Origin of the sequence: Actinokineospora baliensis (genome assembly GCF_016907695.1) — a bacterium.
Taxonomy (GTDB): Bacteria; Actinomycetota; Actinomycetes; order Mycobacteriales; family Pseudonocardiaceae; genus Actinokineospora; species Actinokineospora baliensis.
The window spans coordinates 1421515-1441259 of the sequence record NZ_JAFBCK010000001.1 but is presented as its reverse complement, the minus strand read 5'-3'; the positions used below and the strand labels follow the sequence as shown (position 1 = coordinate 1441259).

General features: G+C 71.1%; 20 protein-coding genes and 1 tRNA gene. 13 read left to right on the top strand and 8 right to left on the bottom strand.

Annotation, left to right across the window (positions count from 1 at the left end; genetic code table 11):
* The first annotated feature begins 267 nt into the window (after positions 1-267).
* Both JOD54_RS06695 and JOD54_RS06690 read left to right on the top strand, forming a co-directional pair.
* Positions 268-1647 carry an MFS transporter gene (locus tag JOD54_RS06695; protein ID WP_204449697.1) on the top strand — a complete coding sequence of 460 codons (1380 nt, stop codon included), beginning with the start codon at positions 268-270 and terminating at the stop codon, positions 1645-1647.
* Between the two features lie 267 nt (positions 1648-1914).
* Positions 1915-3288, top strand: coding sequence for a DUF2252 domain-containing protein (locus JOD54_RS06690; RefSeq protein ID WP_204449696.1), 1374 nt, complete (start codon positions 1915-1917; stop codon positions 3286-3288).
* Between the two features lie 37 nt (positions 3289-3325).
* Here JOD54_RS06690 and JOD54_RS06685 read toward each other — a convergent pair.
* Positions 3326-3398 (bottom strand) — tRNA-Gly (locus tag JOD54_RS06685).
* 243 nt (positions 3399-3641) lie between these two features.
* On the opposite strand from JOD54_RS06685, the gene JOD54_RS06680 reads away from it, so the two are divergent.
* From JOD54_RS06680 to JOD54_RS06670, 3 genes are all read left to right on the top strand, one after another.
* A complete protein-coding gene (locus tag JOD54_RS06680; protein WP_204449695.1) occupies positions 3642-5249 on the top strand; it encodes a sigma-70 family RNA polymerase sigma factor in 1608 nt (535 codons plus the stop codon).
* Between the two features lie 155 nt (positions 5250-5404).
* Positions 5405-5842, top strand: a complete 438-nt coding sequence (locus JOD54_RS06675; RefSeq protein ID WP_204449694.1) for a DUF983 domain-containing protein — start codon at positions 5405-5407, stop codon at positions 5840-5842.
* Positions 5843-5910: 68 nt separating this feature from the next.
* On the top strand, positions 5911-6774 hold the full coding sequence (locus JOD54_RS06670; protein ID WP_204449693.1) for an Fpg/Nei family DNA glycosylase: 864 nt from the start codon (positions 5911-5913) through the stop codon (positions 6772-6774).
* Between the two features lie 24 nt (positions 6775-6798).
* On the opposite strand, the gene JOD54_RS06665 is transcribed toward JOD54_RS06670, so the two are convergent.
* The 3 genes from JOD54_RS06665 to JOD54_RS06655 all read right to left on the bottom strand — a co-directional run bounded on the left by JOD54_RS06665 (position 6799) and on the right by JOD54_RS06655 (position 10217).
* Positions 6799-7425 carry an MBL fold metallo-hydrolase gene (locus tag JOD54_RS06665; protein ID WP_204449692.1) on the bottom strand — a complete coding sequence of 209 codons (627 nt, stop codon included), beginning with the start codon at positions 7423-7425 and terminating at the stop codon, positions 6799-6801.
* Positions 7425-8510, bottom strand: a complete 1086-nt coding sequence (locus JOD54_RS06660) for an S-(hydroxymethyl)mycothiol dehydrogenase (RefSeq protein WP_204449691.1) — start codon at positions 8508-8510, stop codon at positions 7425-7427. The genes JOD54_RS06665 and JOD54_RS06660 overlap by 1 nt, the downstream gene beginning before the upstream one ends.
* Positions 8511-8576: 66 nt before the next feature.
* Positions 8577-10217, bottom strand: a complete 1641-nt coding sequence (locus tag JOD54_RS06655) for a TM0106 family RecB-like putative nuclease (RefSeq protein WP_204449690.1) — start codon at positions 10215-10217, stop codon at positions 8577-8579.
* Between the two features lie 95 nt (positions 10218-10312).
* Here JOD54_RS06655 and JOD54_RS06650 point away from each other — a divergent pair, with 95 nt between their 5' ends.
* The 5 genes from JOD54_RS06650 to JOD54_RS06630 all read left to right on the top strand — a co-directional run bounded on the left by JOD54_RS06650 (position 10313) and on the right by JOD54_RS06630 (position 13769).
* On the top strand, positions 10313-10771 hold the full coding sequence (locus JOD54_RS06650; protein ID WP_204449689.1) for a DUF6474 family protein: 459 nt from the start codon (positions 10313-10315) through the stop codon (positions 10769-10771).
* A 65-nt stretch (positions 10772-10836) separates the two neighbouring features.
* Positions 10837-11382 carry a hypothetical protein gene (locus JOD54_RS06645; protein WP_204449688.1) on the top strand — a complete coding sequence of 182 codons (546 nt, stop codon included), beginning with the start codon at positions 10837-10839 and terminating at the stop codon, positions 11380-11382.
* 63 nt (positions 11383-11445) lie between these two features.
* The gene (locus JOD54_RS06640; protein WP_204449687.1) at positions 11446-12210 is read left to right on the top strand and encodes a YcnI family copper-binding membrane protein; all 765 of its coding nucleotides are present in this window, start codon (positions 11446-11448) and stop codon (positions 12208-12210) included.
* Positions 12211-12213: 3 nt separating this feature from the next.
* The gene (locus tag JOD54_RS06635; RefSeq protein ID WP_204449686.1) at positions 12214-12759 is read left to right on the top strand and encodes a copper resistance CopC family protein; all 546 of its coding nucleotides are present in this window, start codon (positions 12214-12216) and stop codon (positions 12757-12759) included.
* Positions 12756-13769, top strand: coding sequence for a CopD family protein (locus JOD54_RS06630; RefSeq protein ID WP_204449685.1), 1014 nt, complete (start codon positions 12756-12758; stop codon positions 13767-13769). Before JOD54_RS06635 ends, JOD54_RS06630 begins: the two co-directional genes overlap by 4 nt.
* 200 nt (positions 13770-13969) lie before the next feature.
* Here the strand turns inward: JOD54_RS06630 and JOD54_RS06625 are convergent, their stop codons facing one another.
* Genes JOD54_RS06625 through JOD54_RS06615 form a run of 3 tightly spaced genes read right to left on the bottom strand, consistent with a single transcriptional unit; the run spans position 13970 to position 16692 of the window.
* The gene (locus JOD54_RS06625) at positions 13970-14335 is read right to left on the bottom strand and encodes a hypothetical protein (protein ID WP_307859868.1); all 366 of its coding nucleotides are present in this window, start codon (positions 14333-14335) and stop codon (positions 13970-13972) included.
* A 52-nt stretch (positions 14336-14387) separates the two neighbouring features.
* Positions 14388-15281: a phosphotransferase family protein gene (locus tag JOD54_RS06620; RefSeq protein ID WP_204449684.1), complete on the bottom strand. Its 894-nt coding sequence runs from the start codon at positions 15279-15281 to the stop codon at positions 14388-14390.
* A 40-nt stretch (positions 15282-15321) separates the two neighbouring features.
* On the bottom strand, positions 15322-16692 hold the full coding sequence (locus tag JOD54_RS06615; protein WP_204449683.1) for a helix-turn-helix domain-containing protein: 1371 nt from the start codon (positions 16690-16692) through the stop codon (positions 15322-15324).
* A 289-nt stretch (positions 16693-16981) separates the two neighbouring features.
* Here JOD54_RS06615 and JOD54_RS06610 point away from each other — a divergent pair, with 289 nt between their 5' ends.
* The 3 genes from JOD54_RS06610 to JOD54_RS06600 all read left to right on the top strand — a co-directional run bounded on the left by JOD54_RS06610 (position 16982) and on the right by JOD54_RS06600 (position 18480).
* Positions 16982-17221 (top strand): hypothetical protein, encoded by a 240-nt coding sequence (locus tag JOD54_RS06610; protein ID WP_307860517.1) that lies wholly within the window; start codon positions 16982-16984, stop codon positions 17219-17221.
* Between the two features lie 13 nt (positions 17222-17234).
* A complete protein-coding gene (locus JOD54_RS06605; RefSeq protein ID WP_204449682.1) occupies positions 17235-17582 on the top strand; it encodes a hypothetical protein in 348 nt (115 codons plus the stop codon).
* Positions 17583-17850: 268 nt separating this feature from the next.
* Positions 17851-18480 (top strand): TetR family transcriptional regulator, encoded by a 630-nt coding sequence (locus JOD54_RS06600; protein ID WP_204449681.1) that lies wholly within the window; start codon positions 17851-17853, stop codon positions 18478-18480.
* Here the strand turns inward: JOD54_RS06600 and JOD54_RS06595 are convergent.
* Positions 18477-19685 (bottom strand): amino acid deaminase/aldolase, encoded by a 1209-nt coding sequence (locus JOD54_RS06595; RefSeq protein ID WP_204449680.1) that lies wholly within the window; start codon positions 19683-19685, stop codon positions 18477-18479. The two genes, JOD54_RS06600 and JOD54_RS06595, sit on opposite strands and share 4 nt — an antisense overlap.
* Positions 19686-19745: the final 60 nt, after the last annotated feature.

Genomic DNA, 19745 nt, shown 5'->3' with positions numbered 1-19745 from the left:
GATAGCGCCCGACCGACCGCATCGGTACGGTCGGGAGACGGCGGGCCGTCGTCCCGCCGAGCTCCAGTGCCCCCGAGGGCCTGTGCGAGCACTTCTGGCTGATGCCGCGAACCCGTGAGAACCGCAGCGCCGATCTGGCCGCGGTTGGTTTGTGGGGCACAGCACAACCACCGCCGCGCTGCGCTGACCTGGGTGGTTGCGCGCGGCGCCCACGAGAGGACCGGAATCCTGCTTTCCAATAGTTCGCCATCCGACGAAACTGGCGGGGTGCGCACCAACCAGGGGGTTGCCCTCGCCACGCTGCTGCTCGCCGTCCTGATGTTCCCGATCACGCTCACCGGCGCCTCCATCGCGCTGCCGGAGATCCGCGAGGCGCTGCACGGCGACCTCGCCTCGGTGCAGTGGGTGGTCAACGCCTACAACACGACCTTCGCCGGGTTCATGCTCGCGGCAGGCGGGCTGGCCGACATCGTGGGTAGGCGGCGGGTGTTCGCCTCGGGTACCGCGATCTTCGCGGCGGGCGGGCTGCTCAGCGCCGTTTCGCCGAACCTGCTGGTGCTCGACGTGCTGCGTGGCCTGTCCGGCATCGGTGCGGCCGCAGCGGCGACCAGTGCGGTGGCGATCATGGCGAGTTCGTTCACCGGCAGGACCAAGGCGCTCGCGTTCAGCCTGTTCGGCACCACGATCGGCTTCGGCCTGGCGTTCGGGCCGTCGGTGTCGAGCCTGCTGATGGGTGCGCTCGGCTGGCAGGCGGTGTTCTGGTTTCCCGCCGCGGTCGGGGTCGCCGCGTTGGTGCTCGTGCCACTGCTGCCCGAATCCAGCAACCCGGACGCCAAGGGGGTGGACTGGCCGGGCACGGTCACCTTCACCGCCGGGCTGCTGCTGATCATCACCGGCTTCATCGAGGGACCCGCGCTCGGCTGGGCCCACCCGCTGGTGCTGGCCGCGTTCGTGGTCGGGATCGGGCTGCTGGTCGCGTTCACCGCGGTGGAGCGCCGGGTGGCGAACCCGATGTTCCACTTCGACCTGCTGCGCACGCCCGGTTTCCTGGCCGCCGCCATGGCCGCGGCGACGTTCGTGGCGGTGATGGTGCCGTTGCTGGTGTACCTGCCGTCGTACCTGACCGAGGTGGTCGGCCAGACCGCGCAGCAGGCGGGTGCCACGCTGATCCTGATGACCGCGCCGATCCTGGTGCTGCCGCTGGTCGCGGGGGCGCTCGCGCGGTGGACCTCGGCGAACGCCGTGCTGGCAGCCGCGCTCGCGCTGGTCGGCGTGGGGACCGCGTGGCTCACCACCATCAACCAGGACAGCACCGCGCTGTCGCTGGCCGGGCCGCTGCTCACGCTCGGCGCGGGCATCGGGCTGTCCACCGGTCTGGTCGACGGCATGGCGCTGACCAGTGCCGGGCCGAGCCGGGCGGGGACCGCGTCCGGCATGTTCGGCACGTCCCGGCTGGCCTTCGAGACGATCGGCATCGCCGTCGTCGGGTCGATCATCGCGACCGGCACGCACGGCACCCTCGGCGGCGAGGGCTACACCGGCGCGCTGCGGCTGTCGCTGTGGCTGCTGGCCGGTCTGACGGCTGTCGTGCTAGTGGCTTTCCTCGCCCTTACCCGACGCCGCTCCCCCGCGCTAGCTACCGCCTAGTTATCCCCAGCCTGTGGACAACTCCGGTCACCTCGATCGCGGCCGCGCCTCGCCCGATGCGGGTGATTCCCCAGCTCAACGGCCAATTTCGGGGGTTGACCGGTAGTCAATCGGGCACACCACAGGGCAGTGGTTGTCCACAGCAGTTATCCACAATGTGCACAAGTGTTCGAATGGCCCGCAGCGGTTCGTCCGGTTGGCGAAGATCAACCGGTGACCCGGTCAACCCGGCGTCGACACCCGGTGTGAACAGGCATGATGTCGCGCATGGGCGAACGGGCGCGGGCACGGACCGCGGCGGCATTGGGGCGTTGGGTGGAGCCGGGCGAGGTCTTCGCGCGGGGCAAGGCGCTGCGGGACGTGGCGGCGTTGCGCGACCACAAGGCGGTCAGCCTCGCGGCGGACCGTCCCCCGATCGTGGACTTCCTGGACGCGAGCAACGCCGGTCGGGTCGAGGAGCTGGTGCCGCTGCGGGTGGGCCGGATGCTCGCCTCGCCGTTCGCCTTCTTCCGGGGCAGCGCCGGGTTGATGGCGGCCGACCTCGTCGGCACCCCGCGCACGGGCCTGGAAGCGCAGCTGTGCGGCGACGCGCACGCGGCCAACTTCGGGCTCTACGGCACCCCCGAGGGCCAGATCGTCATGGACATCAACGACTTCGACGAGACGGTGCCCGGCCCGTGGGAGTGGGACCTCAAGCGGCTGGCGACCAGCATCGTGCTGGCGGGCCGCGAAGGCGGGTTCTCCGACAAGTCCTGCAGGGAAGCCGCCGAGGACGTGGTGCGGTCCTACCGCAAGGCGCTCGACCACCTCGCCGAGCAGCCGTTCCTGGAGTCGTGGTCGGCACTGGGCGACGAGTCGGTGCTGGCCAAGGTCGACGCGCAGGCGCTGCTGGACGACTTCGCCCGTGCGGCCAAGAAGGCGCGCAAGAACACCAGCGCCAAGGTCGCCGCGAAGTGGACCCAGCGCGGCGCCGACCAGCGGTGGCGGTTCGTGACCGAGCCGCCGGTGCTGACCTCGGTCAGCGACCGGGTCGCCGACGCGGTGGTGGCCGCGTTGCCGGAGTACGTGGAGACGCTGCGCGAGTCCCGGCGGAACCTGATCATGCGCTACGGGGTGTCGGACGTGGCCTTCCGCGTGGTCGGCACCGGCAGCGTCGGCCTGCGCAACTACCTGGTCCTGTTGCACGGCAACGGCGACGAGGCGCTGGTGCTGCAGGTGAAGGAGGCCCAGTCGTCGGCGCTGGCGCACCACCTCGGGCACGCACCCGCCAAGCACGAGGGCAAGCGGGTCGTGCACGGCGCGCGGCTGGTGCAGGCGGAGACCGACATCCTGCTCGGCTGGACCACCGTCGAGGGCAGGCACTACATCGTCCGGCAGTTCCGCAACCGCAAGGGCGAGATCGACCCGACCACGCTCGAACGCGACCACCTCGACGACTACGGGCGCTTCGCCGGTGCCCTGCTCGCCCGCGCGCACACCCGTTCCGTGGACCCCAGGCTGCTCGCGGGCTACTGCGGCGAGGAACTTGACGAGGCATTCGGCAAGTACGCCATGGCCTACGCGGATCAGACGGAGGCCGACCACGCCGACCTGGTCGCCGCCGTCAACACCGGCAGGCTCACCGCGATCATCGAGGAATAAAGCGAAAGGCCCCCTGGGAACAGGGGGCCTTTCGCTGAGCGGATGACGAGACTCGAACTCGCGACCCTCACCTTGGCAAGGTGATGCGCTACCAGCTGCGCTACATCCGCCTACCCGGTCTTGCTCAGGTACCGGAACTATAGCTTAGGCTCCGTTCGCGCTACCTCAGAGGGGGTACGTTCACCACACTCACCGACGTAGGGGGTGCTGTTGGGCCAGCCAAGCGCTACTGGACGGGCTAGTACAGATGATGGGGTCCTCTTAACGTTATTCACGTTTATCGACCGCTGGACAACCCCGTGTGGCATCTTGTTCAACACTGTCACGACGGCCAGGAGGAGGTACCGGGCCGGATGACCGGGATTCACCGGCCTGCTTCCGGCGGGCGTCGCGACGTCGACGAGGGTGGTTCGTCGACCGGCGCCTGCGAAGATCTGGCACTCCTGCAACGGCTGCGCACCGGCGACGACGCCGCGTTCGGCGAGCTGTTCTCCCGACACTCCGACGCGGTGCGCAGGCTCGCGCTCGGGCTGGTCAACGACCGGGCCGAAGCCGAGGACCTCGCCGCGGAGGCCTTCTTCCGCGTGCTGCAGGCGGTTCGGCGCGGATCCGGACCCGTCGACAACGTGCGCGGCTACCTGCTGATCGTCACCAGGCGCGTGGCGTGGGAGTGGAACGCCCGCAAGCGCGACGTCCCGGTGAGCGACGAGGAACTCAGCCACCGCGTCGGCGCGGGCCCGGACAACACCGGCCAGTCCACCGAACGCACGCTGATCACCCGCGCCTTCACCAGCCTGCCCGAGCGTTGGCGCAGTGTGCTGTGGAAGGTGGAGGTCGAGGGTGAGCGGCCCGCGGTCGTCGCGGGCAACTTCGGGCTCAGCCCCAACGCGACAGCGGCTCTTGCCCGCCGCGCGCGCCAGGGTCTGCGCGCCGCCTACCTCCAGGCGCACCTGACTGTCGACCGCGGTTCCACTGGGTGCCGGTCGGTGCTGGAGAAGTTGGGCGCCTACACGGCAGGCAGCATCAAGGGGACAGAGCGGCGCAAGGTCCGCGCGCACCTGTCCACGTGCCCGTCCTGCACGTCGATGCAAGCCGAGCTGCAGGACGTCTGCTCCGGTCTGCGCGCCCACGCGGCGTTCATCGCGGCCCCGATCGCCGGGGTGGCGTTGTGGCAGCAGATCGGGCTGGTCACCTCCAGCACCGCGTCGGTCACCAGCTTCGGCGCGTTCAAGGGGCTGCTGTCCACCGCGAAGATGCAAGTGACTCTTGCGGCCACCTCAGCGGCCGCGGTCGGCGTCTTCGGGCTTGCCTTAGTGCCCTGGGGCGCCAGTGTCGACCAGCGGGCCTACGCAGACTTCGAGGGCACTGGTCCGACCGAGTTGCTTATAAGCCCGGACCCGACGGCCGCGGGCGGGCTCGCACCGGCGCCTACGGGCGACGTCGTCCCGACCCAGCGCAAACGGCCGGACAACCCCTCGGGCAACTCCGAGCAGCCCGGCGGGGACAACAACACCCAGCCGACGACCACGCCCCGCCAAGAGGTCCCCGCCGCCGCGCAACCGCCCCAGGCGGCCAGCCAGGTCGTGCGGGTCCCGACCCCCGCGAAGGCGCAGCCGCAGACCAACACGCAGGCGGAGAAGCCGAACAGGACCGTCCAGACCAATCCCGCAGGGCAACCCAAGCGGCCCGGCCGGGCGAACCTGCAGCAGGCCGACTACTACGACGAGTCGCTGCCGGTCGTCTACACCCAGACCGCCTACGAGCGGAAGTGGTCGATCTACGACCGCTACGACGTCGTCACCGAGACCAGGGTCACCACCAAGGTCAACGCGGCGGGCCAGACCACCTCGGTGACCAGGCAGGTCGAGTACACCAGGACCCGCTACCCGGGCTCGGCCCGGGGAACCAGGGTGGAATCCGGGTCGACGGTCACCGTGACGGGTACACCACGCCGCCGCTAGTTGATCAACTCCGGTCGCCGGTGCGAGAATCGGTACCGCAGGCTGGTCGGGCATTTCACCCGTTGGTCGCAGCGCCGAGGAGGTAACGTTGCCCCCTGGTGCTGTCAGACCCGGGTGCGTGCCACTGCCACGCACCGGCGGCCGGAGGGCAGGAGATGACGCGTCAGGTCCGCGACGTGAACGGTCGGCTCTGGACCGTGCACGGCACGCTCGAGTGGCGCACCCCGGCCACCGAGGACGACTTCGAGCACGACGTCGCAGCCGGGTACGTGCCCGGTGTGGTGATGTTGGTGCTGATCTCGGTCCTGGTGATCGCGCTGGTCGCGTGGATGCCCACCGACGTGGTGGTGCCGGGCTGGTTAATGCTGCTGATCGCGCTGGCCATCCTCTTCTTCCCGGCGCGCTGGGCGGTCCGGCGACCGTGGACGCTGGTGGCCGAGACCGGCGACGACGGCGAGGGTGAGCCCACCGAGCGGTGGATGGGCACGATCCGGGGCTACTTCAGCGCGCGCAACGAGATCGCGCGGATCGCCAAGGAGATCAGCCAGGACACCCAGCCCAGCTACGAGGGCGTGCTCAAGCCGTTGACCTGACCGTATCCAGCCGGTCACCCCGCGCGCCAGGGCATGACAGCGCGCCGATCAGCGGCGAGACTAGTGTCGTGCCGGAACTCCCCGAGGTCGAGGCCCTAGCCCACCACCTGCGCGAACACGCCGTCGGTCGCCGCGTCCACCGCGTCGACGTGGCCTCGCTCAGCGTGCTCAAGACCGCCAGCCCGCCGTGGACCGCGCTGCACGACCGCGAGGTCACCGGGGCGTCCCGGCACGGCAAGTACCTGGTCCTGGAAGCCGATGGCCTGCACCTGGTCACCCACCTGGCCAGGGCCGGGTGGCTGCGGTGGGCCGACACCATGTCGGCGATGCCGCCGAAGCCGGGCAAGGGGCCGCTGGCGCTGCGCGTGCACCTGGGCCCGCCCGGTCAAGGTCCCGGCTTCGACCTGACCGAAGCGGGCACGAAGAAGGGCCTGGCGGTGTGGATCGTCGAGGACCCGGCGACGATCGAGCAGATCGCCACCCTGGGTCCCGACGCGCTAGCGCTGACAAGGGACGAGTTCGGCGAACTCTTGGCGGGCCGCTCGGAGCGCCTCAAGAACCTGCTGACCAGTCAGCGGGTGCTGGCAGGCATCGGCAACGCCTACTCCGACGAGATCCTCCACGTCGCCAAACTCTCGCCTTACGCCACGCCCGCCCGCCTACCGGCGGAAGCCGTGGACCGCCTCTATGAGTCCATGCGCACGGTGCTGACGGACGCCGTCACCAGGTCCGTGGGCCAAGACGCCGCGCGGCTCAAAGGCGAGAAGAGGTCCGGCCTGCGCGTGCACGCCCGCACCGGCCTCCCCTGCCCGATCTGCTCGGACACGATCCGCGAGGTGTCGTTCGCCGACAAGTCGTTCCAGTACTGCCCGACCTGCCAGACCAACGGCAAACCCCTCGCGGACCGCCGCCTCTCCCGCCTGCTCAAGTAGCGGGGTAGTGACCCGACCCAGCTACTAGTGGCCCCTGGCGATCCACTCGTCCAGGTGCGGCGCCTCGGCGCCGATGGTCGTCGAGTCGCCGTGACCGGTGTGCACCTTGGTGGTCACCGGCAGCGCCAGCAGGCGCTCGGAGATCGAGTCGATGATCGTCGGGAAGTCGCTGAACGAGCGACCGGTGGCCCCTGGACCACCTTCGAACAGGGTGTCGCCGGTGAAGATCGCGTCCAGCTGCGGGGCGTAGACGCAGACCGCGCCCGGCGCGTGGCCAGGGGTGTGCATGACCTCCAGGAACACGCCGCCCACCTCGAACTGCTGCCCGTCGTGCAGCGGCTCGTAGTCGGCGTCCGGGTAGAGCACCCGCCACAGCGGGTCGTCGGCCGGGTGCAGGTGCACGAGGGCGTCGGTGGCGGTGGCCAGGTCCGCCGCGGCGTTGATGTGGTCGTCGTGCGCGTGCGTGCAGATGATCGCGCGCACCACCCGGTCGTCCACCGCGGCGAGGATCTCGTCGGGGTCGTGCGCGGCGTCGATGACGATGACCTCGTGGTCGTCGCCAACGAGCCACACGTTGTTGTCGACCTCCCAGGTGCCGCCGTCGAGGCTGAAGGTGCCGGAGGTGACCACGTGGTCGATGCGGGCCGACATCAGAGGACCACCACCGAGCGCAGCACCTCGCCGTGGTGCATGCGGGTGAACGCGGCCTCGACCTCGTCCAGCGCGATCTTCTCCGTGACGAACGCGTCGAGGTCCAGGCGGCCCTGCTGGTAGAGGTCGACCAGGTACGGGAAGTCGCGCGAGGGCAGGCAGTCGCCGTACCAGCTGGACTTGAGCGACCCGCCCCGGGAGAAGAAGTCGATCAGCGGCATCTCCAGCCGCATGTCCGGGGTCGGCACGCCGACGAGCACGACCGTGCCTGCCAGGTCCCGCGCGTAGAACGCCTGCTTCCAGGTCTCCGGCCGCCCCACCGCGTCGATCACCACGTCCGCGCCGAACCCGCCGGTCAGCTCCTGGATCGCCGCGACCGGGTCGCCCGACCCGGCGTTGACCGTGTGCGTGGCACCGATCCCCTTGGCCCAGGCCAACTTCCGGTCGTCGACGTCCACGCCGATGATCGTCGTGGCACCGGCCAACCTGGCACCGGCGATCGCCGCGTCACCCACACCGCCGCAGCCGATCACCGCGACGCTGTCGCCGCGGCCGACACCACCGGTGTTCACCGCCGCGCCGATGCCCGCCATCACGCCGCAGCCCAACAACCCCACCGCGGCGGGCGAGGCGGACGGGTCGACCTTCGTGCACTGTCCACTGTGCACCAACGTCTTCTCCGCGAACGCGCCGATCCCCAGCGCGGGCGACAGCGGGGTGCCGTCCTCGAGCGTCATCGGCTGCTTCGCGTTGTGCGTGCTGAAGCAGTACCAGGGCTTGCCCTTCAAGCACGCCCGGCAGGTCCCGCACACCGCGCGCCAGTTGAGGATCACGAAGTCCCCCGGCGCCACGTCGGTCACGCCCTCGCCGACCGACTCCACGATCCCGGACGCCTCGTGGCCGAGCAGGAACGGGAACTCGTCGTTGATGCCGCCCTCGCGGTAGTGCAGGTCGGTGTGGCAGACCCCGCAGGTCAGCACCTTCACCACCGCCTCGCCGGGACCCGGGTCTGGCACGGTGACCGTCTCGACGCTGACCGGCTGTCCCTTGGCGCGGGCGACGACACCCCGGACCTGCTGCGGCATACAACTGCTCCCTCTTGCTCGGGTACGCCGCCAACCGTATTCGAGTGCACCCGCCCAGGCGAGCGATCAGATGTCGCCCACGTACGGGATGTCGTTCACCGCGGGCGAGGTCATCCAGGCCCGCAGCGTCGCGGTCGCGCGGACGTCGTCCTCGTTGTACTCCAGCAACCGCGTGCGCTGCGGCAGCTCCGGCTCACCACCGTCCAACCCGACCGCGTCGCGGTACCAGCGCATCGAGTTCTCGCCGCCCGCCTCCGGGTCGCGCCAGGTGAACCCGGCGACCGGCGCGATCGTCTTGAGCCCCTTGCCGTGCGAGCACAGGAAGTACTCCCGGACGCTGCCGAACAGGTCGAACCACTCGTCGGACTCGATGAAGGCGATGACCTCGCGCTTGCGCGGCACCCCGGGGAACCCGCCGAAGCGCTTCACCGACGCCAGCAGCCACCGGTTCTCGGCGAGTTCGTTGTAGCAGTACGCGCGGAAGCTCAGCCCGCGCTCGGCTGCGGCGGCGCGAACCCCGGTCAGCCAGCGCCAGAACTCGGCGAAGGAGCGGGCCTCGTCCTCGGTCGGCAACGGCTCCCAGCTGACGAACGCCCGGTAGCCCCGCGGCTCACCGATGTCGGCGCCGGAGAGCAGCACGCCCCACATGTACGCGCCCGCGTCGCCGAAGCTCTCCATGTCCACATCGACCTCGACGTCCGCGCGCGGCACGTCGATCACCTCGCTGCGGCGCACCACGGTCAGATCCGCCAGCCACGCCCGCGCCAAGCCGACCGCGTCCTCGACCGGCATCCCGACCAGCGGCACGTCCGAGTTGTGCGGGTCGATCTCGGCGAGCGCGTCGACCGAGGTGACCCCGGCCGCGCGCAGCATCCCGGCGTCCTCGCCGCGCACGACCAGGCTGACGTCGCGCGTCTGCACCAGCTCGGCCTCGCACACCGGCCACCACGGGCAGCTGCGGCACTCCACGATCCGCGACGGCTCGGCCAACGCGGGTTCACCCGTGGCAGCGGCCGCCGCCACGGCGATCCGGTCGGCGAAGCGGCTGTCGTACTCGGCCAGCGCGGTCCGACCGCCCGGCCAGGTCGGCGCCTGCAGGTCGTGCCAGACCACGGCGTCCCCGTCGAGGCCGATCACCCCGGCGAACGCCGTCCGCTCGTCGGCGAACCCGGCCGCCTGCAGCAACCGCCTGGCATGGGCGAGGCGCAGCTGGTCGCGCGGCTGCGGGCGGATCTTGCGGGTCTTGTCCTGGGTGCCGCCGACCTCGGCGAGCTCGTCGAGCGGTGAGCTGCGCGCCCCGCTGCCCGGGTCGGTGACCTTGTGCCGGACCACCAGGACCGGGACGTACCCGCCCACGGTCTTGACCAGCAGGTCGATGCTGCCGCGGCGGCCCGCCAGGGTGTCGCGCGGCAGAGCCGCACCCCAGATGAAGTCGCGCCCCTCGGCCAGCGCGGCCGCGGTCGCCGCCTCGCGGTCCGCCGACCGGGTGGTGGGGCCGTTGGGCACCTCGTACCAGCGCTCGCCGAAGCGGGCGGCCAGCTGGTCGGCGACCACCCGCCGGTGCGCGGTCGCGTCGGCTTTGCGCAGCTCAGAAGTGGGATCGGGCGCACCGCGCGGCACATCGCGCATGGCGGGGTCGTGCTCCAGGTGCACACGACGCCTGCAGCGGCTCACCACGCCGGCGTCGAGGAGCACCGTTGTAGTCACACTGTGCAGCTTAGTTGCGGTGGCCGACGATTCCGGTACCGCCCGACGGCACCGGTGGACGTGCCGGGGGCGATCACGCCAAGTAAGTTCATGTCATGGCGCGCAAGAAGGTGGCGGACCTGCCCCTGATCACGCCCGCGAAGGCCAAGAACGCGATCGCGGTGGCGAAGGTGCTCGCACCAGCCGTACTGCCGGTGGTGGCGCCCTACCTGCTCAAGTCGGCGGCCGCGGTCCGCGACGGCTGGGACCGGCGCAAGGCCCGCAGGCTGGGCATCTCGGTCGACGACCTGGGCCACTACTCCGGCCGCGGCGGCGCGTTGCACGCACGCATCGCAGGCGCCGCCTCGGCCATCGCCGAGCTGCGGACCAAGGCGGACGCGACCCACCAGGACCGCGCGTTCGCCGACGAGGCCGACACCCGGTTGCGGCAGCTCGCGGCGGCCGTCCGGGCCGCCGAGCGGATGCCGGCGGCCAGGCGGCGGGCCGCGCACCGAGCCGTGGGCACCGAGTTGGACCAGCTCGAAGACCGGCTGCTGACCGCGCTCGGGGTCTGATCCCCGGTCCCGGCAGCCGGACTGTGGTCGAGACCTCTGGACACCAGCGCTTACGCTCTTGGGTTGTGCCCCCCGGTCGAGTGAGTCCGCCGCGTGCTCCGCGCGCGCTGCGCGGCGCGCTCCTGGGCGGGTCCAGCGCGGCGCTGGCGATCTCCGCGCACGGCATGGCGGGCGGCGGGATCCCGGACACGGCGGTCACGCTGGCGTTGACCGCGCTGGTCGGGTGGGCCGGTACCGCGCTGGCCGACCGGCGCGGCGGGCTCGTCGCGACCCTGGTGCTGCTCGGGGTCAGCCAACTCTGCCTGCACGTGCTGCTCACCGACATCGCCGTGCCGCACGACGGCCACCAGCACACGCCCGCGATCAACGGCGGGCTGATGCTGGCCACGCACGTCGCGGCCACGGTGATCAACGCGGTCCTGCTGACCGCGGCCGGGGCCGCCCTCAACGCCATCGCGAGCGCGGTCACCGGCTTGGTCCGGGTACTGACCATCAGCCTCGCGCCGACCGCGCCGCTGCCCAGCGTCCCGGTCACCACCGCCGTCAGCCACCTGCTGGCGATCCTCTTACGCGTCGTCTGCACCAGGCGCGGCCCCCCAGTCCCCTCCTGAAGCCCCCGCACCCCCTCGCGAGTCGCGTTCGACTCGACCCTTCACTTCAGGAGATACCTCGTTATGTCGACCTACCGCTTTGCCGCGCGCGCTGGCGTAGTGCTGGCCGCCGCCGGGACCGCTGTCCTGTTCACCTCGGGCATCGCCTCCGCGCACGTGACCGCCAAGGTCATCGGCGAGCCCGCCGTCCAGGGCGGCTACACCAAGATCACCTTCCGGGTGCCGAACGAGGACAACACCGCGGGCACCGTCAAGCTCGAGGTGAAGTTCCCCGCAGAAACCCCGATCGCCTCGCTGCGCACCAAGCCGCTGGCGGGCTGGACCGCCACCATCAGCAAGGCCAAGCTGGACAAGCCGATCACCGTGCACGGCGCCGAGATCACCGAGGCGGTCAGCACGGTCACCTGGACCGCCGCCGCGGGCACCCGGATCGGCCCCGGCGAGTTCGCCGAGTTCGAGGTGTCCGGTGGCGCGCTGCCCGAGACCGACCAGCTCGTGCTCCCCGCCACCCAGACCTACGACAGCGGCAAGGTCGTGGCCTGGGATGCCCCGCCGCCCGCCGCGGGCGCCGAGGAGCCCGAGCACCCCGCGCCGGTCATCAAGCTGACCAAGGCCACCGAGGGCGGCGGCGACCACGCGGCCGCCGCACCCGCCGCGGCCAGCACCGACACCCACTCCGACAAGGCCGCCGAGGCGAAGGGCGCCGACAACACCGCCCGCTGGCTCGGCGGTGCGGGCCTGGTCGTCGGCGCGCTCGGCCTCGGCCTCGGCGCGGGCGCGACCCTGCGCGCGCGCAAGGCGATCGCCGCCGCGAAGGCGGGGAGCTGACCGATGCGCGCGGTGGGGCGTGGCCTCGCGGCGCTCGCGGTCGCGTTGTTCGCCACGGTCGGGCTCGCGGGCCCGGCGTTGGCGCACAACCAACTGGTGTCGAGCAGCCCGGCCGACAAGGCGTCGGTCGACTCGGGTCCGAGCACGATCGAGCTGACCTTCGACCAGCCGGTGCAGGCCGGGGAGAACCTCAACTCGATCGTCGTGGTCGGGCCGGACGGCACCGGCCAGTGGCAGGGCGGCAAAGCGGCGGTGCGCGGCAACGTCGTCACCGCGCCGCTGCGCCCGCTGGGCCCGGCCGGTGACTACCGGGTCGGCTACCGGATCCTGTCCGCGGACGGCCACCCGGTGTCCGGCGAGATCAAGTTCACCCTGACCTCGGCGGGGACCGGCACCCCGGCACCCGCCGAGGAAGTCGCCCCCACCACCGGCCAGGCCGCGGCCGAAGACGACGGCGGTGTCCCCGTGTGGGTCTGGATCGCGGGCGCGGCCGTGCTGCTCGGCGCGGGTGTGTTCCTGGCGCTGCGGGTCGGGGGCACCGAGAAGTGACCAACACCCGGACCACCACCTACCCGGGGCTCGCGGCCGTCCTCGTGGTGTCCTCGATCGTCGGCGTCCTCGTCGGCCTCGTGGTCACCGCGGCGGCACCGGTCCCGGGGTTGCCGGAACCGGCGGTGGTGGTCCGGGTCGGTCTCCCGGTCGTGCGGGTGCTGCTGGACATGGCCGCGGTGGTGACCGTCGGGCTGAGCCTGCTGCCGCTGCTCATCGGGTTCGACCGGCCCAAGCTCGCCGAACCGGTCCTGGCGGGCGCGCGGCGGGTCGCGATGCTCAGCGCCCTGGTGTGGGTCGTGACCGCGCTGGTGGCCCTCGTGCTGCAGACCGCGGAGCTGCGGCCGGGCGCGAACGTGTCGGCCGCGTCGGTCGTCGACTACATCGGGACGGTCGGCGCTGGCAAGGCGCTGGTGTTCGTCGCCGCGTTCGCACTGATCAGCTTCGGCCTGTCGCTGTGGTCGGTGCGCGTGGGGGAATCGGTGCCCGCCGAACTGCGGGCCGCGGTCGCGTTGTTCGCCCTGCTGCCGCTACCGGTCACCGGGCACGCCACCAACTGGCGCTGGCACGACTTCACGATGATCTCCATGGAGCTGCACGTCATGTCGGCGGCGGCGTGGACGGGTGGCCTCGGCGCGCTCGTCGTCCTCCTGGCCGCCAACCGGACCCTCCTGGCGCAGGCCCTGCCGCGGTTCTCCAAGCTGGCCACCGTCTGCCTGGTCGTCGTGACCGCGACCGGCCTGTTCAACGGCGCGGTGGAACTGCTGGTCAACCCCAATATCCCGCTGGTCGAGGCGCTGGTCGGCACCCGCTACGGCGTGCTGGTGCTGCTCAAGACCGCCTGCCTGGTCGGCCTCGCCGCCCTCGGTGCCCGGATCCGCTGGAAGTTGATGCCCGCCATCGCCGCGCACCGCGGCACCGCGCTGGTCGCCTGGGCCGGGGTGGAACTGGCCATCATGGGCCTGGCGTTCGGCTTCGCGGTCGTCCTCACCCGCGCCCCGGTCTCCTGACCTGCGGATCCACCCGGGTATCCCCAGTACCGCGGAGTAATCCACAGCGAGTTGTCCACAGTTGTGGATGAATCGGGGGGAGTTGTCCACAGGCGGGCGAGCGGTTCGGCGAGGAGAAGGAGCCGTTCAACGCCGAGTTGCCGAATCCGTGCAACCGGATGAGCTGTTCGAGGTGGGCCGAACGGCGCAACGCCGAGTGGTCAGTCCCGCTCGGTGAGGTGCGCCGCCGCCGGGTGCGGGGAGCGCAGGTGCGACAGCCGCGCGGTGGCGATCCGGCCCCGGCTCTCCAACTCGCGGTAGGAGATCCAGCCCTTGGCGTAGGCGCGGTAGGCCCGCGCGAGGCCGACCAACTCGGCCAGGTGATCGGCCGAGCGGCGCCTGGCGTCCTCCGGCAACCGCGCCACGCAGGCCAACTGGCTGTCCACCGCCTGCTCGAGCGCACGAGCGGAGGCCAGAGCGCGTCGCCGGTACCGGAACATGAGCACCTCGCCTGAAGCCGACACGGACAGTGACCAGGGGCGGTGCCCGCGTAGTACATCCGGCCCGCTGACCCTGGCGTCGTTCACGATGTGCGCTCCGTTACCCGCCGGGATACCGCCATCCGGTCGAAAAGCCGGTTCAGCGGTAACGCGCCCAGCGCGCCGAGGTGTCCCCGGTGCGGAAGTCGCGGAGCCGTCGGAGCAGCTCAGGGCGCACCTGCGGGCTGCTGTTCATGATCGGCAGGACACTGGTGATGAGCTTGAGCTCGCGTACTTCGCGAAGCACCGAAAAACCACTCCACAGAGTGACGTCGAAGCCGTACCCGACGGCCAGTTCCCGGTAGCGGGCGGCGGGCTCGCCGAACCGGCTCACCCCCACCGCCAACGGGGTCATGTCCCACTCCGGCGGACCGAGGCAGCTGGAGTCGAAGTCGCACAACACCGGACCGCCCGCGGTCGGGATCAGGTTGCCCAGGTGCGCGTCGCCGTGCACCAGGCCCCTGGGTAACGGGAAGCTCAGCGCCCGCAGCCGGGCACCGGTCTGCTCCACCCGCTCCCGCAGGAACTCCAGGTCGTCGCCGTCGAGGCCCTCCGCCTCGCCGAGACGCCTGCGCACGTCGTCGAGCGGGTCCCACTCCGGCAGTTCCGGCAGTTCGGGGAGCGCGTGCACCACCCGCAGCAGCCTGGCCAGATCAGCCGCCCTGGGTGGGACGCCGTGCTCGGGCACGGCGTCCCACACCGTCGCCGCGTAGTCACCCACGCAGACCGGCTGGGCTATCCCCTCGGTCAACCGCACCGCGGGGACGTCGTTGGCGGCGAACCACTCGGCGACCCGGACCACCTTGTGCACCCGGTGCCGCAGGGCGACCGAGCCGACGATCCTGACCACCACCGGGTCGGCGGCGAGCCGGAACACGGCGTTGTTGGTGAACCGCAGCAGACGCGCACCGGCGGGGTCGACCCCCACCCGCGCGCACACCGCGGCCAGCGCCGCGTCCAGGTTGGCCCTGGTGAACAACCCGTTGGTGGCCATCGGTCCCCACAGACGGCGATGGCCTGCCTGAACGCCCCGGTCAGGCCACGCTGAGATTGATGATCTGCTCTGCGAGCTCCCGCGCGTCGGCGTTGTTGCGGCGCTTGGTCGCCTCGTTGAGCAGCGGCTTGAGCCGGTCCTTCACCCGCGAGGACTTCAGCGACTCGGCCAGCTCCACCGCCGCGCGGCCCACCCGGGCCCCGTGGTCGATGTCGCCCTCCAACATGTGGTTGGTGGCCAACGCGCTGAGGTTGAACGCCCGGCTGCGCGCGTAGTCATCGCCGTAGGAGTCGATGGCCTTGGTCAGCGCCGGGATGGCGAACTTCGTGTGCGTCGGGTCGGTGGTCTGCGCCAACACCGTGTGCACGGTGCCGATCATGGCGTAGACATCGGTCTCGTTGAAGAAGCGGACCCAGTCCTCGGCCTTGGCGTGGTCGGCGCGGGCGAACTCGTCGCGGGTCCGGCCGATCAGCTTCATGGTCTGGTCCTTGTGCCCCATCAGCGCGTAGGCCCACGCCTGGTTGGCGCAGATCACCGCCACCGCGAGCTCGGAACCGGACTCCTGGGCGGCGATCTGGCCCAGCTGGAACATCTTCAGCGCGTCGTCCGGGGACTCCTTGTGCAGGTAGACCCGGCCCATCCGGTACAGGATGTTGGCGACGAGCGGCTCGCTCTTCCCGGCCTTGGCCAGTTCCAGGGCCTTGCCGAAGTGGTTGCGGGCGGAATCGGTCAGGCCGATGTCGAACGAGGTCCACCCGGCCAGGTTGTGCAGGTCGGCGAGTGCGACGTGCAGGCGTTGCTTGACGTGATCGGGCCCGGAGGCACCGAGCATCTGCTGACCCCAGGACAGCTGCGCGACCACCGCGTCGCGGCAGAAACCACCGCCGTACTGGTAGTCCAGCGACCGCAGAGCTCTGGTCGCCGCCTCGACCTGGCGCACATCGGTGATCCCGATGCGCCCGGGCGCTGGGGTCTGGACGGGGTTGGCGACCCACGACCCGGAGTTGTTGCCCAGCACGTTCGCGCCCACCGTGACGGCGGCCGCGTGTGCCAGGAACTCCCGACGCTTCACCTCTTCGCTCTCCTCAGGCTGCGCGGCCTCGCGGGTCACCGCCACACGGACCGCGGTGACCTCGTCGTAGGCGAGGCCCATGTATCCCCTCGGGACACCCAGTCCGTCGGCGATCCTGGCGAGCACGTCGTAGGCCATCACCTGACGACCCTTGAGGATCTCCGACACCTCGGACTGCGACTGGCCGGTCATCGCGGCGATCTGGCGCTGCGACACGCCAGTGCGGCGGAGCAGCCGATACACGGAACTGACCTCCCGCGCGGCAAGCGCGGCCCGCATCTCGGGCTCCTCCCAGGTGTCGGAAGAAATGGGAGAACCCGAGGATCCGATGGAGTTCATTCCGCCCCTCTCACTCTCCGCCGGGCGTCAACCGCAGAGTAAGCGCACTTCACAGGCAGCGAGAAGGGCGGATCGGTGAACCTGATCGGTCCGACCGAACTCGGTCGACCGCTCACCGTGAAACCACCGCCGATCGGCGCTGTGCCGCACCACTGCCGGTCGGCACGCCTCAATGTAGTTCGTTGTAAGCGTACGAGCACGGAGGGAAACCGAGAACGTGGAACTGCTCCGGTCGGCTCCCAGCCCCTTGGCGGCAGCGCAGGCCAGGCGGGTGGAACCCCACGTCGAGGTGACCGCCGAGGCGCACCGGGACTTCCGGGGCGAGTTGCACGGCTCGGTCGGTGAGCGCCGGGTCTGGCGCATCGCCTGCGGGGACGTGATCAACCGCGACCGGTGCCTGACGGTGCTCGTGGAGAAGAACAAGGTGGTCCTGGTCGGGCCACCCGGTGAGACGGCGGTGCTCTCCAGCGGCCAACTCGGCCAGCTGCGCGACGCCCTCCGCGAAGCCGCCGAACAGGCGGAAAGGTAACGGTGACGTTGAGGTGGACGAGATACTCGGCCAGGTCCTGCGCAGCGCCGTTTGGGAGCGGCTGGACATGCTCACCGAACTGGCGAACCGGGCCGACGCCCCGTCGCTGCTGTCGGTAGCCCGCTCGGAGCTGCCCCGGCTCACCGAGGGCTGGCGGTCGATGCTGACCGCGCACGAGCCCGACGCCAAGGGCAACTGCCCCACCTGCTCGAGCCGGTGGCGCCAGCAGAAGGCGCCCTGCTCGGTGTGGCGCGCCGCCTACGAGCACCTCGTCGCCGGGGGCCTGGCGCCCCAGCACACCACGCGCCGCAAGGCAGAGGGCGGCCGCAAGTCGCGTCGCCTCACCGCGAGCGCGCGCTAGGCAGGCGGTCTGGGTTCCGCCGTTCCCCCGGACGCCGCGGAGCCCAGACCGCCGACCCCGGGCGGTGCCCCACCGCCCCCGCGCACTCCGCGGACCGGTGCTGATGTGCTTTCTCGCGTCCCCGACCGGCACCGGTCCGCGGCTCCACCCGGGTATTACCCGTTGGTAATCGCGAAACTGGTCCCGGAAGTGGCGTCGAGGCCATTTCGCGCGTCTCCCTCAGTCGTTGGACGGGCAAGATGAACGTCTGCGATCAGGAGGAGACGCTGTGGCCAGCCCTACCCCACTCCGCCGCCAACCCGTGCAGCAGCGCAGCGCCAAGCGCGTGCAAAGGATGCTCGAGGCGTGCGCGGAGCTGGTCGACGAACTCGGCTACGACGGGGTCACCACCACACTCATCGCGGAGCGCGCGGGGGTGGCGGTCGGGTCGCTCTACCAGTTCTTCCCGGACAAGCGGGCGGTCGTGCAGGCGCTGACCCAGCGCAACCTGGACCAGTTCATGGCCGAGATCGGCCGCAGGCTCGACGAAGCGCACCTGCAGCACTGGTGGGACGGCGCCGACCTGATCTTCGACAGCTACGTGCGGATGTACCGCGAAGTGCCCGGGTTCAGCCGGATCCGCTTCGGCGACGTGGTCGACCTGCGGCTGATCGACGGCGAGCGGGACAACAACACGGTGATCGCGGAGAACCTGGCCTCCTTCCTGGCCGACCGGTTCGGCATCCCGTTCGAGGACATCCGGCTGCCGGTCGCGGTGGCCAACGAGATCGCCGACGGGATCCTCAACCTCGCCTTCCGGCGCAAGCTGTTCCCCGAGGCGATGGTGATCGCCGAGGCGAAGATGGTGGTGCGCAGCTACCTGTCCGGTCAGATGAAGGTGGTCGAGCAGGCGCGCTAGCCGAAGCTGTGCCCCTCACCGCGGTAGGTGGGGACCGCGCGGACCACGGAATCACCCGCCAGCACCTGGTACTCGGTGAACCGCTCCGCGAGTTCCCCCGCCTTCGCGTGCCGAAACCACACCCGGTCGCCGACGCGCAGCCCGTCGGCACCGGTGAGCGGGGTCTGCACCTCGCCCGCACCTTCGAGCGGCAACAGCCGTAGACCTTCCGGCAGGTGCGGCACCGGCAGCCGGTCGCGGTTGGCCGGTCCGGAGGCGAGGTAGCCGCCGCCGAGCACGGTGGCGATGCCGGGGGCGGGCAGGCGCACCACCGGTACCGCGAACAACACGGCCGGTCGCGGGGTGAACCGGCGGTAGTGGTCGAACAGGCCCGGACCGATCAACCCCGACCCGGCGGCGATCTCGGTGACCGACGGGTCGAGCCTGGTGGTCTCGATGCTGCCGGTCCCGCCGCCGTTGACGAACTCCAGCGGTGCGACCGCGCTGATGGCGGTGACCGCCCGCGTGCGCCGAGCGGTCAGTTCCCCGGCGGATTCCCGCTGGACCCAACGCAACGCCGCGCCCAGCAGCGGCTTGCCCGCGGGCCGATCACCCATCCCCGCGATCTGCCCCTCGTAGCCCATGACCCCCACGAGCCGGAAACCCGGCCGCGCCGCGATGGCCCGAGCGAGGTCCTCGGCCTCGGCCGGGGTGAACACCGGCGAGCGGCGGGCGCCGATGTGGACCTTGCCGCTGCCGCGCAGCGGGCGCCACGACACGTCCAACTCCAGGCAGAGCCGGATCTCCGGGTGGTCGGCACCGAGCACGGCGTCGACCAGGTCGAGGTGGTCGACGGAGTCGACGGTCAGCGACACGAGTCGGCGGGCGGTGTCGTCCTCGGCGAGCGCGCGCAGCGCCGAGTGGTCCGCGGTCGGGTAGGCGACCAGGATGTCGGTGTCCGCGAGGTCGGTGCCCGCCCACACCCGGGTCAGCCACAGCGCCTCCGGCAGCGCGTAGCTCATCACCCCGGCGAACCCGGGACGGCGCAGGGCGCGTTCGAGCAGGTAGCGGCAGCGCACCGATTTGCTGGCCACCCGGATCGGGCGGCCGTCGGCGCGGCGCAGCAGATCGGCGGCGTTGCGGTCGAAGGCGTCGAGGTCCACCACGGCGACCGGTGGGTCGAGGTGTGCGGTGGCGGTGTCGAGGCGGTCGCGTTGGGTGCGCACACCGCCAACCGTACGTCATGCGGTATTGAAATGTGAACTGGATTCACTTAGCGTTGCGGC

What these genes read in the sequence shown, in the direction of transcription:
- JOD54_RS06650 (WP_204449689.1), top strand. Translation starts at nt 10,313, where the DNA reads ATGGCGCGCAAGAAGGTGGCGGACCTGCCCCTGATCACGCCCGCGAAG.
- JOD54_RS06665 (WP_204449692.1), bottom strand. Translation starts at nt 7,425, where the DNA reads ATGTCGGCCCGCATCGACCACGTGGTCACCTCCGGCACCTTCAGCCTC.
- JOD54_RS06620 (WP_204449684.1), bottom strand. Translation starts at nt 15,281, where the DNA reads ATGGCCACCAACGGGTTGTTCACCAGGGCCAACCTGGACGCGGCGCTG.
- JOD54_RS06635 (WP_204449686.1), top strand. Translation starts at nt 12,214, where the DNA reads ATGCGCGCGGTGGGGCGTGGCCTCGCGGCGCTCGCGGTCGCGTTGTTC.
- JOD54_RS06680 (WP_204449695.1), top strand. Translation starts at nt 3,642, where the DNA reads ATGACCGGGATTCACCGGCCTGCTTCCGGCGGGCGTCGCGACGTCGAC.
- JOD54_RS06660 (WP_204449691.1), bottom strand. Translation starts at nt 8,510, where the DNA reads ATGCCGCAGCAGGTCCGGGGTGTCGTCGCCCGCGCCAAGGGACAGCCG.
- JOD54_RS06675 (WP_204449694.1), top strand. Translation starts at nt 5,405, where the DNA reads ATGACGCGTCAGGTCCGCGACGTGAACGGTCGGCTCTGGACCGTGCAC.
- JOD54_RS06690 (WP_204449696.1), top strand. Translation starts at nt 1,915, where the DNA reads ATGGGCGAACGGGCGCGGGCACGGACCGCGGCGGCATTGGGGCGTTGG.
- JOD54_RS06615 (WP_204449683.1), bottom strand. Translation starts at nt 16,692, where the DNA reads ATGAACTCCATCGGATCCTCGGGTTCTCCCATTTCTTCCGACACCTGG.
- JOD54_RS06640 (WP_204449687.1), top strand. Translation starts at nt 11,446, where the DNA reads ATGTCGACCTACCGCTTTGCCGCGCGCGCTGGCGTAGTGCTGGCCGCC.